Source organism: Streptomyces sp. NPDC058758, assembly GCF_042746075.1.
In the GTDB taxonomy this organism is placed as follows: domain Bacteria; phylum Actinomycetota; class Actinomycetes; order Streptomycetales; family Streptomycetaceae; genus Streptomyces.
Genome location: NZ_JBHYPS010000004.1, coordinates 159,681 through 174,658 on the forward strand (window position 1 = coordinate 159,681; position 14,978 = coordinate 174,658).

Below are 14,978 nucleotides of genomic sequence, written 5' to 3' on the forward strand. Positions count from 1 at the left end.
CGGCGCGGCCCGCCGCTCCCCTGCGGCGAGGGCGGCGATCACGTAGAGGTTCACCGGGCGGTCATCCTCACCGGGAGGCTCTCCAGGCCGTTCACCACGATCGAGCGGACCGGCACCTCGGGGCCCGTCCGCTCGATGGAGCGGACCGAGCCGAGCAGTTCCTCGAAGAGGATCCGCATCTCGGTGCGGGTCATCATCGCGCCCAGGCAGAAGTGCTCGCCCGCGCCGAGGGCGAGGTGCCGGTTGGGCCGGCGCGCGAGGTCGAAGACGTCCGGGTCGGTGAAGTAGCGCTCGTCGCGGTTGGCCGACGGGGTCCACAGCACCACCCGGTCGCCCTCCGCCAGGAGCCGGTCGCCCAGCCGGACCGGTTCGGTGACCGTCCGCATGATGTGGGTGGCGCTCGACGTCCAGCGCAGCACCTCCTCGACCGCCGCCGGCATCAGCCCCCGGTCGGCCCGCAGCCGCTCCCAGTCGCCCGGGCGGTCCAGGAAGGTGCTCATGCCGCCGGAGACGGCGAGCCGGACGTTCTCCGTGCCGCCGACCAGCAGGTTGTCGCAGTTGAGGAGGACGTCCTCCTCGGAGAGCAGTTCGCCGTCCACCTCGCCGTTGACCAGCGCGCTCACCAGGTCGTCCGCGGGCTCGTCCATCCGCCGGTACATCAGCTCGACGAAGTACCCCATGATCTCCTGGTGGGCGATGCTGCGGCCCTCCGGATCGCCCGCGCCGAACGCCCGGCTGGTCAGCGCGAAGAGCATCTCCTGCTCGTGCGCGGGCACCCCCATCAGCCGGCAGATCACGTACAGCGGCAGCCGCGCGGCGACGTCCGTGACGAAGTCGCACTCCCCCAGCTCCACCGCCCGGGCCACCACGTCCCGCACCGCGCCCCGCATCGCGTCCTCCAGGGCGCGCACCGAGCGGGTGGTGAACCAGTCCGCGACCAGCGAGCGCAGCGCCTTGTGCCGGGGCGGGTCGGTGAGCGCGAGGGTCCGGCCGCCGCCGGGGTCCTCGCCGTGGGCGCGGGGGCGCAGCAGGATGCCGCGGGCCGAGCTGAAGACGCGGGCGTCGTTGTAGACCGCGCGGACGTCGTCGTACCGCGTCACCGACCAGAAGCCGGGGTACTCGGTGGGCTCGTGCCACCGGACCGGGTCGTGGTCGCGCATCCAGCGCCAGAGGGGGTACGGGTCACCGGTGGCGTACAGCTCGGGGTCGACGAGGTCGGCCCTCGGGGGGGCCGCGGTCTCCGGGGCGAGGGTGGTCATGCGGGTCCTTCGGTGCGTCGGGGGTCCTGGCGGACCGGGAGCGGCAGCGTGTGCACGAGGTCGGCGAGACGTTTCAGCAGCTCGCGGGCGGTGTGGTCGGGGACCGCGGCCGGACGGCGGCTGACCGTCAGCCGCAGCCGGCCGTCCGGCAGCGGCCACAGCTCGGTGTGCGCCTCCAGCGGCAGGTCCAGGTAGGGCGGCCGCAGGAGCGTGGTGGTCAGGCCGTCGAGCGGCAGGGCGGGCGGGGTGTTGTCCTGGAGGACCAGCAGCGTCTGGAAGAGCGGGGGCCGGCCGGTGCGGGGCGGGTTGACGGCCCGCACCAGCTCGTGGAAGGGCACGTCCTGCGCGGCGAACGCCCGGCCGAGGATCCGGCCGGCCGCCGCGACGGAGGCCGGGCCTCCGCCGAGGACCTCGCCGCGCAGCCGCAGGCACGCCATGTCGATGTGGCAGCCGACGGCGGACTCCAGGGCCAGGTCGTGCCGCTGGGCCACCGGCACGCCGACCGCGAAGTCGTCCTGCCCGGTGAGGGCGGCGAGCACCTGCCCGTAGAGGGCGAGCAGCACCGCGTACCGGGTGGTGCCGGCCCGCCGGGCGGCCTCGTCCAGGCGGTCCGCCGCGTCGACGGCGAGCACGAGCCCGGACCGCCGGACCTCCTCCGCCGCCGCCGGTTCGGGGGCGGCGAGGGCGGCGGGCCAGACGAGCGGCGGTACGCCGGTCAGCTCGGCGACGCGCTCGGCCAGGGCCGGGCCGGTGGCGGCGCCGGCGCGGCGGGCGGCCCGGAGCCGCGCGGCCTCGGCCACGGTCGGGGCCGGCGGCAGGACCGGGCGCCCGCCGGCCCGGGCGGCCGCGTAGGCGGTGGCGAGGTCGGCCGCGAGGACCGACTCCGACCAGCCGTCGAAGGCGATGTGGTGGACCACGCAGGCGAACACCCACGCGGGTGCCGGGCCCCGGTCGGTGAGGGGGACCAGGGCGGTGCGCCAGGTCTCGCCCCCGGTGAGCCCGAGGGGCTCGCCCAGGGTCTCGCCCAGGACCCGGACCGCCGCCTCGGCGTCGGGCTCCGGGTCCAGGACCTCCAGGACGGGCGCCGGGTGGTCGCCGGGCACGGCGACCGGTTCGGGCGACGGCAGATAGGCCGAGCGCAGCACCTCGTGCCGGGCGTGGACGGCCTCGACGGCGGCGTCGAGCGCGTCCAGGTCGAGGTCCCCGTCGATCCGGAAGAGGAGCAGGCAGTGCGCGGAGCGGTTCTCGGGGGCGAGGAGGTGGTCCGTCAGGTAGCCGGTCTGCATGGGCGAGAGCGGCACCCGCCCGTCGTCCCGCACCGGGTCCCGGTCGCCCTCCGCGCTCTCCTCGGCGTTCTCCTCCGCGTCCCGCTCGGCCAGCCACCGGGCCAGCTCGCGGGCGGTCGGGTGGGCGTAGAGCGCGGAGATCGGCACGGCCCGCCCCAGCGCGGCGGACAGCCGCGCGCAGACCCGGCCGGCGTCCAGGGAACTCCCCCCGAGCTCCGCGAAGGGCACGTCGCACGGGACCGCGTCGGGGGCGGAGGTGTCGGGGGCGGAGGCGTTGGCGCCGGCCTCGGACCCGGCGCCGGTGGCGGGCTCGGCGGTCGGGTCGGCGGCCCCGGCGGCCGGACCCGCGGCGGGCTCGGCGGCCGGACCGGTGAGCACGGCCGTGAAGACGGCGGTGACCAGGGCGGTCAGGGGGGTGTCGGGGGCGGCCGGGGCTCCGGCGGCGGGGGGCGTCGTGCGGGCGGGCGGCGCGGGGGCCGGGGCCAGGTCCAGCAGGGCCCGCTCGTCGAGCTTGCCGTTGGCGGTCACCGGCAGCGCGTCCACCGGCACCACCGCCTCCGGGAGGTGGTACGGGACGAGCGCGCCGGCCAGGACCTCCGCGGCGCCGGTCAGCGGGTCGCCGGGGACGACCGGGACACAGAAGGCCAGCAGGGCGCGGACGGTGCCGGCCCCGTCCCGGCGGGCCACCACCCGGCAGCCGCGCACGGCGGGCAGCAGCGCCTCGATCTGGCGCTCCACCTCGGCCGGTTCGACCCGGTGGCCGCGGATCTTCACCTGCCGGTCGGCCCGGCCCCGGTAGTGCAGGACGCCGTCCTCGTCGAGCAGGCCGAGGTCGCCGGTGCGGTAGACCCGGACGTCCTCGCCGTCGATCCGGAGCGTGGGGAACTTCTCCTCGGTGAGCTCCGGCTCCCCGAGGTAGCCGAGGGCGAGGCCGTCGCCGGAGACGCAGATCTCGCCGTCGACGAGGTGGACGCCGGTGCCGGGGACGGGCCGGCCGACGGGGATGCCGCCGGGCACGTCGCAGTCGGCCTCGGTGAGGCGGTGGGTGGTGGCGAAGACGGTCGACTCCACCGGCCCGTAGCCGTTGATCAGGTCGATGCCGGGGTGGTGGCGCAGGAAGCGGCGGACGTGCGGGACGGAGAGGCGCTCGCCGCCGGTCATCACCCGGCGCAGCCCGGTGAAGGCCCCGGGGTCCTCGTCGACGGTGAGGTCGAAGAGCGCGGCGGTCAGCCAGACGGTGTCGGCGCCGGCCCGGCGGACCGCCTCCCGGAGCGCCGGTCCGGTGAGGTACGGCTCGTCGACGACGACGGAGGTGCCGCCGCTGAGGAGGGCCGTCCACAGTTCGAGCGAGAAGGCGTCCCAGGGCAGCGCGGCGGCCAGCGGGACCACCGTGCCGGGCCCGAAGTCGGCGAAGGTGCCGGGGCGGACGAGGCGGGCGGTGGCCCGGTGCGGGCTGAGCACGCCCTTGGGTCGGCCGGTCGTCCCCGAGGTGAAGAAGACGCAGGCCGGGTCGGCGCCGGTGACCTCGACGGCGGGGGCGGGCGGGAGCGCCTGCCCGGCGGCCGGCTCCGCGGGCGGCGTCCACGCCCGCGCGGGGGCCACCCGGTGCGCGTCGGCGGGGGTGGTGACGGCGAGGGAGGCGTCGAGCCGGCCGATCACCTCGGCGAGGCGCCGGTCCGGCCAGGCCGGGTCGAGGAGGGCGTAGGCGGCGCCGAGCCGGAGGACGGCGAGGATCGCGGTGATCAGGTCGGCGCCGCGCGGCAGCAGCACGGGGACCAGGTCGCCGGGGCGGACCCCGCGCGCGTGCAGGCCGGCGGCCCACGCGCCGGCCGTGGCGTCCAGCTCGGCGTAGCTCAGCCGGCGTTCGCCGTGGACGACGGCGGTGGCCCCGGGGCGTTCGGCGGCCCGCCGGGCGACCACCTCGTGCAGGACGTCGTCCCGGTCGCGGCGGGCGGTCACGCGGGCGCCCCGAGGACCTCGCGCAGCGCGCGGCCGAACCGCTCGATCTCGCCGAGGGTGTTGTAGTGGTGGGCGGAGGCGCGGACGGCGGTCTCCACGCCCCGCTCGGCCATGTAGAGGGGGGTGTGGTGGCCGACGATCCGCCAGACGTTGATCCGGTGGGCGGCGAGGCCGTCGCGGATCGCCTCGGCGGTGACCCGCTCGTGCCGGAAGGAGACGATGCCGGACTGGACGGAGCCGGGGGTGATCGGCTCGATGCCGGGGATCGCGGCGACGGTGGCGCGCAGGGCCTCGAAGACCTCCTTGTGGTCGAAGGGGGTGCCCTCCTCGAAGAGGGCGAGGGCGGTGTCGAAGCCGGCGAAGGCGGCCGTGGAGCGCTCGGCGAGTTCCAGGGTGCGGGCGCTGGTGTCGTCGACGCGGTAGCCGGTGGCCGAGTCCACGCGGGCGACGTGCAGGTCGTGGAAGTCGGGGACGAGCGCGGCGCGCAGCTCCGGGGCCACGTAGGCGAAGGCGGTGCCGCGGGGCCCGCGGAGGAACTTGCGTCCGGCGCCGGTGAGGAGCTGGCAGCCGATCCGCTCGACGCTGACGGGGACCTGGCCGATGGACTGGCAGGCGTCGACGGCGTAGAAGCAGCGGTACGGGGCGAGGATCCGGCCGATCTCCTCGACCGGGTTGACGATGCCGCAGCCGGACGGGATGTGGGTGACGGAGACCAGGGCCACGTCGTCGGCGATGTTGCGGGCCATCCACTCCAGGTCGAGGTCGCCGCCGGGCAGGGTGGGCACGACCTCGATCCGGCAGCCGGTGCGGTCGCGCAGCCGGAAGAGGGAGATCAGGTTGCCCGCGTACTCGTACGGGGTGACCCAGACGCGGTCGGCGGGGCCGAGCGGCAGCCGGGGGACGACGGAGCACCAGGCGCGGGTGGCGCTGTCGAAGAGGGCGAGGTCGGCGGCGGGGGCGTCCAGGACGCGGGCGAGGCGCCGGTACACGCCGTCGTTGACGAGGGCGTCGTAGTGGATCTCGGTCTCGTAGCAGCCGGTGGCGGCCTCGCGGTCGAGGACCTCGGCCATGGTCCGGCGCACCTCGGCGGGGACGAGGCCGGCGCCGGCGGTGTTCAGGTGGACGAGCGGGCCGGTGGCCGTGGGCGTCATCTCTCTCTTCTCTCCCTGCTCAGTAGTGGGCGCCGACGGCATGGCGGCCGTCGAGGTGGCGTTCGGCGATGTCGGCGAGGGCGGTGAGCACCATCGGGGGGTGCTCGGCGAGCCGGTGCAGCAGGTGGAGCCACCAGTTCTCGCCGTAGGTGGCGTAGATCCGGCAGGGGTGGCCGAGCGCGCGGTACTGGCGCAGGAGTTCGGGCCGGACGCCGTGGAGCATCTCGATCTCGTGGACGCGGTCGAGGAGGCCGCGCTCGCGGGCGGCGGCGAGGACGGTGGCGTCCTGGGTGGCCAGGCTCACCAGCGCGCCCCGGTCGGCGAGTTCGGCGGCGAGGGCGAGGTAGCGCTCGTCGAGGGCGGGGCCGCGGCCGAGGGCGGCGCCGGCGGGTGCGGCGAAGGCGCCCTTGACGAGGCGGATCCTGCGTCCGTCGAGCGGGATCGCGGCGAGGTCGTCCGGGGTGCGGTGGAGGTAGGCCTGGAGGGTGACGCCGAGGTTGGGGTGGTCGGCGGCGAGTTCGCGGTAGGTGTCGAGGACGGCGTCGACGGCGGGGGCGCGCTCCATGCTGAGCACCACGTCGGCGCCGCGGGCGGCGGCGGCCCGGGTGACGCGGGCGGTGTTGTCCCGGGCGAGTTCCCGCGAGACGGACAGGCCGAGGTTGGACAGGTCGAAGCCGAGCTGGCCGGGCAGGGGTTCGGCGGCGAGGACGGCGAGGTACTCGTCGACGACCCGCTCGATGCCGGCGGGGTCGGTGTTCTCCTCGCCGACGAACTCGACGGCGATCCGGTACTCCTTGTCCCGCAGCGCCTTGAGGTGGACGAGGAACTCGTCGCGGCCGGCGGCCAGGACGTAGCGGCGGGCGGCGGGCGAGGCGAGGTCCTGGAGGAGGGAGCCGGGGGCGGTGAAGGCCTCGCGGCAGCGGGGGTCGGCGGCGAGCGCGCGCAGGCCCCGGGCGGCGGCCTCGTGGAGCGCGCGCCGGGAGGTGTCCGCGGCGGCGGTGGGGTGCGGGGTCATGAGGTGGTCTCGGCCTTCTCGGAGGTGCGGGCGGGCACGGGGCTCGGGCTCGGCGCCGGGCTCGGGACGGCGGTGCCGGTCCGGCGGGCGAGCATCATGAGCTGGGCGAAGCTGGGGCCGGCCGCGGCCGGGTCGCCGCCGGACTGGCGCCAGGAGCGGTACTTGGCGGCGTAGCTGAGGACGGTCTCCTTGTCGCGGCGGGACCGGGGGCGGGTGAAGGCGCCGGCCCACAGGCCGTCCCAGGCGGCGTAGCCGGGGTCGGCGAGGAGCACCCGGTGGGCGCGGCCGAGGTTCCAGAAGGGGATGCCCGCGTTCATGTGGTGCACCAGGTGGTAGCGGTCGTTGTGTCGGCTGATCAGGAAGCGTTCCAGGGCGTTGCCGTGGCGGTTGCGGGTGAGCAGCACCTGCCGGTGCTCGGCCTCCGGCATCGGGTAGTGCTCGGAGAGTTCGGCGAGCCAGCCGATGGCGACGTTGGTGGTGAAGAGCGGTACGAACCAGAACAGCAGCAGCTCGGGCAGGACGCCGAACCAGGCGCAGACGCCGAGGATCGCGGCCCACTGGGCGACGAAGACCTTCTGCTCGGTCCTGAGGGGGACCGGCACGGACACGGTGATCTGGGAGCTGTCGCAGAAGACCCGTTCGCGGGCGATGTAGCCGAGGTAGGAGAGGGTGCGCAGGCCGAGGGCGGAGGCGACGACCTCCTTGAGGAAGAAGTGCCGGTCGGAGCGCTCGGTGTCGTACAGGCCGCACTCGATGTGGAAGGCGTAGTCGGGGTCGTCGGCGGCGTCGCCGAGGTTGCGGTGGTGGTTGCCGACGTGGGACGAGCGGTAGGGCCCGTACAGGTGCCAGACGAGGTAGCCGGAGAGGACCGAGCCGCCGAGGAGGTTGAGGGTCTTGTTCCGGGCGAGGACCTTGTGGCTGGACTCGTGGAGGAAGTGGGCGAGGAAGCGCTGCACGGAGCCGATGACGACGAGGGCGAGCGGGTAGAACCACCAGGAGACGGCGGTGCACAGGGCCACGCAGGCGGCGATCAGGGCGTACTCGAAGAGGATCGCGAGCGGGCCGTGGTGGTTGTCGAGGGTCCGCAGCGTGCGGAGTTCCTTGCGCACGCCGGGGGCGAGCCGGTCGAAGTCCAGCTGCTCGAAGGGGTCGGCCGGGGCGGTGGTGGCGCCCGACGGCGGCTGCTTGTCCAGCTGTTGGAGCATGGGTGTGGGTCTCTCTGTGCGTTCGGATGGCGTGTCAGGCGGGCGTGAAGCCCAGCGCGTCCGCGTACAGCCGCAGTTCGGCCCGGAGCGAGTCGGCGACGGTGGAGGAGCGGCGGAAGCCGTGTCCCTCCCCCGCGAAGGTGAGGTAGGTGTGCCGGGCGCGCGGGTCGGTGACGCGGCGCAGCAGGCGTTCGGCCTGGGCGGGCGGGCAGACGGTGTCGTCGAGGCCCTGGAGCAGGACGAAGGGGGTGCGGATCCGGTCGGCGGCGGCGAGCGGCGACTGGGCCGCGTACCGGTCGGCGGCGGCCGGCCAGGGGCCGACGAGGCCGTCGAGGTAGCGGGACTCGAAGTCGTGGGTCTCGTCGCGCCAGCTCTCCGGGTCGAGGACCGGGTAGTAGACGGCGGCCGCGCGGTACAGGTCCGGGTCGGCGGCGAGGGCGGCGACGGCGGTCCAGCCGCCGGCGCTGCCGCCGCGGACGGCGATCCGGGCGGGGTCGGCGAGCCCGTCGGCGACGAGGCCGCGGACGACGGTGGCGCAGTCGGCGACGTCGGTGCGGCCCCAGGCGTGCCGGAGCCGTTCGCGGTAGGCGCGGCCGTAGCCGGTGGAGCCGCCGTACTGGACGTCGACGACGCCGATGCCGCGGCTGGTGAAGAAGGCGATCTCCTGGTTGAGGACCAGGTGGCTGCGGCTGGTGGGGCCGCCGTGGACGTGGACCAGCCAGGGCGGCTTCTCGCCCTCGGGGCCGGTGTGGTCGGGGTGGTGGGGCGGGTGGACGTAGGCGTGGACGGGCTCGTCCGCGGCGCCGCGGTAGGTCCGGCGGTGCGGGGTGGCGGCGTAGCGGTCGGCGTCCCGCCCCGCGGGGGCGCGGACGGTCTCGACGGTGCCGGTGGCGGGGTCGGCGAGGACGACGGTGCGGCGCCGGCCGGGCGAGGAGGAGACGGCGGCGACGCGGCGGCCGTCGGTGGCGGGGAAGTGCCATTCGGTGGCGTCGCCGGCGAAGTCGGTGAGCGTGCCGTCGGCGGCGAGGACGCCGAGGGTCCGGCGGCCGACGCCGTGGATGACGGCGAGGGTGCCGTCGAGGAGCGGCAGGCACCAGCGCAGGCCGATCCGCCACAGGGCCTCGCCGAACTCCTCCTCGCGCGGGCACAGGTTGCGGGGCACGCCGTCGCGGCCGACGGCGTGGACGTTCCACCAGCCGTCGGGGTCGCTGACGGCGTAGAGGGTGCCGGAGCCGTCGGTGGCCCAGTCGGCCTGGGTGACGGACTCGTGGCCGCCGCCCATGAGCGGCACGGCCCGGCCGAGGCGGCCGTCGGGGCCGATGTCGGCGACCATCAGGTGGGTGGTGTCCCAGGGCATGTCGGGGTGGTCCCAGCCCAGCCAGGCGACCCGGTCGCCGCCGGGTTCGACGCGCGGCCCGGTCATGAAGTGGTGGCTGGCGGCGAGTTCCCGCACCCGGGCGGGGTCGGCGGCGGCGGAGCCGTCGAGCGGGAGCGCCACCAGGTGGCGGCGGGCGGTGCGGGCGGTGGGGTCGCCGACGGTCTCGCGCAGGCACCACACCTCGTCGCCGCGGACGGCGAAGTCGGCGTAGCGGAGCTGTCCGGGCCAGTCGCCGGGCGGGGTGAGCGGCACGGGGTCGCCCTCGCCGGGGCGCCAGCGGTAGGCGCGCTGGTCGGGGCCGTGGGTGAAGACGACGCCGTCCTCGGCGCGGTCGCCGAGCGGGAGCCAGGGCCGGCCGCCGTACTCGATGACCCGGGTGCGCACGTCCCAGCCGGGCGGGAGCAGTTCGCCGGTGGTGCCGTCGGCGCGGCGGCGCATCAGTCCGCCGCGGCCGCCGTCCTCGGGCAGCACCTCGGTCCAGCAGACGTCGCCGCCGAGGAAGCCGGTCCATTCGAGGAGGGCGTCGCCGCGGGCGGCGTCCTCGGGGCCGATCGGCGAGGGCCAGGAGCCGTACGGCAGCGGGGTGGGGGCCGTGGTGGTCACGCGGCACCGCCGGCGGGCGCGTCGCCGTAGTGGATGCGGGGGATGCCGGGCGCGGAGCTGTCCAGGGTGTAGCCGGGGACGGCCGGGTCGTCGCTGACCCAGAAGTGCCCGTCGAGGTCGGACCAGTCGCTCAGGCCGGCGAGCTGGGCGGCGTACGCGATGGCGCGCGGCGGCTCCAGGAAGCAGCCGAGCATGCGGGTGGCGCCCCGCTCGGTGGCGGAGGTGAGCGCGGCGAGGGCGGGCAGGATGCCGCCGAAGCGCATCGGCTTCACGTTGAGGCCGCCGGCGGTGCGGATCGCGGTCTCGGCGTCGGCCGGGGTGGCGACGCCCTCGTCGAGGAGGACGGCGGTGCGGGGCAGGGCGGCGCGGACGGCGGGCAGCAGGGCGGGGTCGCGGACCGGGTCCTCCAGGACGGCCGGGGCGAGTTCGGCGAGCAGCGGGCGCAGCCGCTCCCAGTCGGCGGCGGACCAGCCGCGGTTGGCGTCGAGGATGAGCGGGGCGTCGACGCCGAGGAGGCCGCGCAGGACCCGCTCGTCGTCGGGGCCGCCCAGCTTGATCTTCAGCGGCCGGCCGTCCAGCGGGATCTCCTCGCCGATGGGCACGGTGTGCAGGAGGCGGACGGGGCCGGGCTCGGGCAGGCCGAGCAGCCGCCACACGGGCAGGCCGGCCGTGCGGGCGGCGCGGTCGAGGAAGGCCATCTCGGTGAGCATCCGGGCCGGGGCGCTGACCCCGTCGGCGGCGGCCTTCTCCAGGGCGAGGCGGACCGGGGCGACCGGGTCGGGCCCGTCGGCGGGGCAGCCGGGGGCCATCCGGAGGGCGAGGGCCCGCGCCTCGTCGGCGATGGCGGGGCCGTCCTGTCCGTAGCCCCGGTCGGCGGCGATCTCGCCCTCGCCGAGGACCCGGTCGCCGTCGAGGAGCCGCAGCCGCAGGACGTCGACGGTCTCGATGGTCATGTGGGAGATCTGGAAGGAGGTGGTGAGCGGCCGGGTCTCGATCGTGACGCTCACCCCGGGGGCGGGCGGGCGCCCGGCGGGCTCGGTGGTGATGCGGACGGAGTCGACGAGGCGGCGGGCGAGGGCGCGGGCCTCGGCGGGGGTGTCGGCGCCGACGACGACGGCGCCGATCCGGTCCGCGCCGCTGCGGTACGGGGCGACCGTGTCGCCCGGTCCGACGTGCAGTTCGGCGTGGAGGACGGCCGGGTGGTCGCGCACCTCCTCCCAGCCGGTGACGGCGGTGACGCGGCCGGGCGGCGGGGCGAAGTAGCGGGTGGCGGCGGCGCGCGCGGCGGCCGGCAGGGTCACGGGGCGGCCGAGGGCGTCGTCGTACACGGTGCCGTAGAGCTCCAGGCCGGGCAGGGCGTGGGGCAGCATCCGGTGGATCCAGCCGCCGCCGACGCGGGCGTGCACCTCGCCGAGGACGAGGCCGTCGGCGGTCCGCCACAGTTCCACGTGGAAGAGGCCGAAGGAGAGGTCGAGGGCGGTGAGGGCCGCGACGACGGTCTCCTCGATCGCGGTCCGCTCGGCGGCGGGCAGTTCGGCCGGGAGGGTGTGGCCGATCTCGACGAAGTGCGGCGGGTCCAGCTTCTCCTTGGCGGTGACGGCGAGGACGCGGGGCCGGCCGCCGGTGAAGACGCCCTCGACGCTGTACTCGTCGCCCTCGACGAACTCCTCGACGAGGAACGGGGCTTCCGGGTCGGGCAGGGCGGCCAGGGCGGCCGCGAGCTCGTCGGGTCCGGTGACCTTGCGGACGCCGGCGCTGTCCGCGCCGTCGCGCGGCTTGACCACCCAGGGGCCGGTGGTCGCGGCGAGGGCGGCGCGGGCCTCGGCCTCGCCGGCGCAGAGCCGGACGGCGGGCTGCCGGAAGCCGGCGGCGGCGAGCGCGGCGCGGCAGGCGTCCTTGGTGCGGATCCGGCGCACGGCGGCGGGCGGGTTGCCGGGCAGGCCGAGGGCCTCGGCGGTGGCGGCGACGGCCTCCTGCGCCATCTCCCGGACGCCGAAGGCGAGGACGGGCGCGGGGGCGGGCAGGGCGGCGGCCCAGGCGGCGGTGGCGGCGGGGTCGGTGAAGTCGACGGCGTGGGCGGACCCGGCGGCGGCGGTCACCTCGGGGGTGGCGGCCAGCGTGGCGGCCTGGTTGGTGACGGCGGTGGCCAGGCCGCGGGCCCGGGCCTGCTCCAGCGCCTGGACGGCGACGTCCACGCTGAGCGTCATCGCGCCGCCGCCGCCGATCAGCAGCAGCTCGGGAGGGGTGGGGGCGGCGTTCACGCGGCGACCTCCCGCGCGTCGGAGGCGGCGGCCGGAGCGGAGGCGGCGGCCTCGGTGCCGGTGGTCGGGGCGGAGGAGGCGGCCTCGGTGCCGGCGGTCGGGGCGGAGGAGGCGGCCTCGGTGCCGGCGGTCGGACCGGTGTCGCGGAGCCGGTAGACGCGGTCCTTGAGTTCCTGGATGCGGGCGTAGTCGCGGGCGAGCGTCTCGGCGGAGTCGTGGACGAGGTGCACGGCGGCGGTGGCCGTGTAGAGGTCCACGGTCGGGCGGATCCGCTTCCCGGGCGCCACCTTGGGCACGAAGGTGTGGACCGACTCCAGGGCCTGGATCTCGGCGACGACCCGCTCGTCCAGCTCCTCGACGACGCCGTCGAGGGTGGTGGAGGTGAGCACCATGCTCGCCTCGGCGAGCTTGCGGTAGGTGCCGCCGGCGTGGCGGGCGCGGAACTCCTCGGGCCGAGCGTAGGCGAGCGCGGTGAGGTCGGCCTGGTTGCCGCCGAGGCAGCGGTCGTGGAAGTCGGGGACGACGCCGCCGCTGAGCCGGGCGCCGATCTCCACGAGGACGGGGCCCTCCGGGGTGACGATGACCTCGGCGTGGGTGGGGCCGTAGGCCAGGCCGAGGGCGTCGTGGACCTCGTGCAGGTAGGCGATGATCTCGGGCGCGGGGCCGGCGTCGGGCGGGAGGACGGAGTCCCGGTCGTAGATGCGGTGGGTGCCGACCAGGCGCTTGTGGTACTGCCAGACGCAGCAGGCGTAGCGCTCCCCGTCGTACGAGACGAAGTCCGCCATGTACTCCTCGCCGCGGAGGAAGGACTGGACGAGGACCTCGTCGTTGCGCTCGCCGAAGATGTTGACGGTGCCGAGGACGGCCTCCGCGGCCTCGCGGACCTCGCGGGCGTCGGAGCAGACGGCCACGCCCTCGGTGGCGGCGGACGACAGCGGCTTGACGACGACGGGGTAGTCGGCGCGCCGCTCGGCCCAGGCGACCAGCTCGTCGGCGCTGCCGCTCTTGTACTGGTCGGCGCAGCGCACCCCGGCCCGGCGCAGGGCCTCGATCATCTCGTACTTGTCGCGGCGGGCGGCCGACAGGGCGGTGCCGTTGCCGGGCAGGCCGAGCCGCTCGGAGAGTTCGTCGGCGAGCGGGACGCCGGGCTCCTGGCCGGCGACCACGCAGATCGGCGCGTAGGCCGCGAGGCGCTCGGCGGTCTCGGCGGGGGTGCCGTACGGGAGCGCCGCCCGGTAGCGGGAGAGCTCGGGCAGCCGCATCGAGGTCATCAGCTCGGGCGTGCTCTGGACGTGCACCACGTCGACACCCAGCTTGGCAAACGCGACTGGCAAGTGGTTGCCCGTCGTGTAGGCGTCCACCAATACCGCAACAGGGCGCAGTTCAGCACCGCTCATGTTCTCCACCTTGGTCTCGGGGAACGTATTTCAGCCAACACGGCGAGGCCCGCTCCGAGGGAATTGGCAAGAGATTGCCATGAGGGTTGCCACGATGGCAATATCGACCCGGAAGATTCGTGGATCAGGCACCCACCCGGCCCGGCCGCGAACCACAGCGGGACGCGGCGCAGCGCGGCGCGGAGGGGACGGACCATGACCACCGACGCTCGGACCGCCGGCGCACCGGCAGGACCCCCCGGACGGCCGGAGCCGGCCGGACCCCCCGGCCCCCCCGGACTGCGCAGGCGCACGGCGCTGCTCTTCGCCACCGCGGGCGCCCTGACGGTCGCGAACATCTACTTCCCGCAGCCGCTCCTGGACGCCATCGCGGCCGGCCTCGGGGTCTCCGACACCGCCGCCGGCCTGGTCGCCACCGCCGCCCAGGCGGGGTACGCGCTCGGCATCGCCCTCGTCGTGCCCCTCGCCGACACCGCGCGGCTGCGCCGGCTCACCGCCGTGCTCCTCGTGCTCACCACCGCCGGGCTGCTGGTCGCCGCGACCGCCCCCGGCCTGGTCACGCTCACCCTGGCCACCGCCGCGCTCTCCACGACCACCGTGCTGCCCCAGGTGCTGATGCCCACCGCCGCCTCCATGGCGGGCCCGGAGCACGGCGGCCGGGCGGTCGGCCTCATCGGGATCGGGCTCACGCTCGGCTCGACGCTCTCGCGCACGCTCTCCGGCACGGTCGCCGGGCTCAGCGGCGACTGGCGCACCGCCTACCTCGTGGCGGCGGCGCTCACCGGCCTCCTCGCCCTCGTCGTGCCCCGGGCGCTGCCCGAACGGTCCCCCGGCGGCGGGGCGAAGCTGTCGTACGGCCGGCTGCTCGCCTCCCTGCCGGGCCTGGTCCGCGCCCACCCCGAGCTGCGGCTCTCCGCCTTCCTGGGCGCGACCGTCTTCGGCGCCTTCAGCGCCTTCTGGGCCACGCTCGCCTTCCACCTGGCGGGCCCGCCGTTCTCCCTCGGCGCGGCCGGCGCCGGGCTCTTCGGCCTGCTCGGCCTGCCCGCCGCGCTGCTGTCCTACCCGGCGGGCCGGCTCAGCGACCGGCGCGGTCCCCGGTACGTCAACGTGCTGGCGCTCGGCTGCTGCGCGACGGCCTTCGCGGGCATGGGCCTGTTCGGCCGCGACTCGCTGGCGGTCCTGGTGCTGGGCACCAACCTGCTGGTGTACGGGGGCGCCTGCTGCCAGGTCGCCAACCAGGTGCGCATCTTCCGGCTGCCCGGGGAGATCCGGGCGCGGCTCAACACCCTCTTCATGCTGGCGAGCTTCTGCGGCGGCGCGCTGGGCTCGCTCGGCGGCACCGCGCTGCACGCCCGCCACGGCTGGCCGGGCCTGACGCTGGGCTGCCTCGCCCTGCTCGCCCTGGCGGGCGCGGGACTGCTCCGCGCCCGGCACCTCGACTGAGGCGCCGGGCGCGGAGCCCGT

Annotated in this window: 9 protein-coding genes; 1 reads left to right on the forward strand and 8 read right to left on the reverse strand. The window is 76.3% G+C overall.

Features of this window, described 5'->3' with window-relative positions; all coding sequences use genetic code 11:
• Positions 1 to 50 precede the first annotated feature (50 nt).
• The 8 genes from ACFW6A_RS07200 to ACFW6A_RS07235 are packed head-to-tail and all read right to left on the reverse strand — an operon-like array spanning position 51 to position 13,514.
• Positions 51 to 1,259: a cytochrome P450 gene (locus ACFW6A_RS07200; RefSeq protein WP_351850616.1), complete on the reverse strand. Its 1,209-nt coding sequence runs from the start codon at positions 1,257 to 1,259 to the stop codon at positions 51 to 53.
• Positions 1,256 to 4,504: an AMP-binding protein gene (locus tag ACFW6A_RS07205; RefSeq protein WP_351850614.1), complete on the reverse strand. Its 3,249-nt coding sequence runs from the start codon at positions 4,502 to 4,504 to the stop codon at positions 1,256 to 1,258. Before ACFW6A_RS07205 ends, ACFW6A_RS07200 begins: the two co-directional genes overlap by 4 nt.
• Positions 4,501 to 5,655, reverse strand: coding sequence for an aminotransferase class V-fold PLP-dependent enzyme (locus ACFW6A_RS07210; protein WP_351850613.1), 1,155 nt, complete (start codon positions 5,653 to 5,655; stop codon positions 4,501 to 4,503). The genes ACFW6A_RS07205 and ACFW6A_RS07210 overlap by 4 nt, the downstream gene beginning before the upstream one ends.
• A gap of 19 nt (positions 5,656 to 5,674) precedes the next feature.
• Entirely contained in the window at positions 5,675 to 6,670 is a 996-nt protein-coding gene (locus tag ACFW6A_RS07215; protein WP_351850611.1) for a proline dehydrogenase family protein, read from the reverse strand.
• Positions 6,667 to 7,875, reverse strand: a complete 1,209-nt coding sequence (locus ACFW6A_RS07220) for a fatty acid desaturase family protein (protein ID WP_351850609.1) — start codon at positions 7,873 to 7,875, stop codon at positions 6,667 to 6,669. The genes ACFW6A_RS07215 and ACFW6A_RS07220 overlap by 4 nt, the downstream gene beginning before the upstream one ends.
• 34 nt (positions 7,876 to 7,909) lie before the next feature.
• Complete coding sequence (locus ACFW6A_RS07225; protein WP_351850607.1) at positions 7,910 to 9,856, reverse strand: prolyl oligopeptidase family serine peptidase; 1,947 nt, start codon at positions 9,854 to 9,856, stop codon at positions 7,910 to 7,912.
• Positions 9,853 to 12,117 carry an ATP-grasp domain-containing protein gene (locus ACFW6A_RS07230; protein ID WP_351850606.1) on the reverse strand — a complete coding sequence of 755 codons (2,265 nt, stop codon included), beginning with the start codon at positions 12,115 to 12,117 and terminating at the stop codon, positions 9,853 to 9,855. Before ACFW6A_RS07230 ends, ACFW6A_RS07225 begins: the two co-directional genes overlap by 4 nt.
• Positions 12,114 to 13,514, reverse strand: a complete 1,401-nt coding sequence (locus ACFW6A_RS07235) for an ATP-grasp domain-containing protein (RefSeq protein ID WP_351850605.1) — start codon at positions 13,512 to 13,514, stop codon at positions 12,114 to 12,116. Before ACFW6A_RS07235 ends, ACFW6A_RS07230 begins: the two co-directional genes overlap by 4 nt.
• 195 nt (positions 13,515 to 13,709) lie before the next feature.
• Between ACFW6A_RS07235 and ACFW6A_RS07240 the strand changes: the two genes are divergently transcribed.
• Complete coding sequence (locus tag ACFW6A_RS07240) at positions 13,710 to 14,957, forward strand: MFS transporter (protein WP_351850603.1); 1,248 nt, start codon at positions 13,710 to 13,712, stop codon at positions 14,955 to 14,957.
• The last annotated feature ends 21 nt before the right edge of the window (positions 14,958 to 14,978 follow it).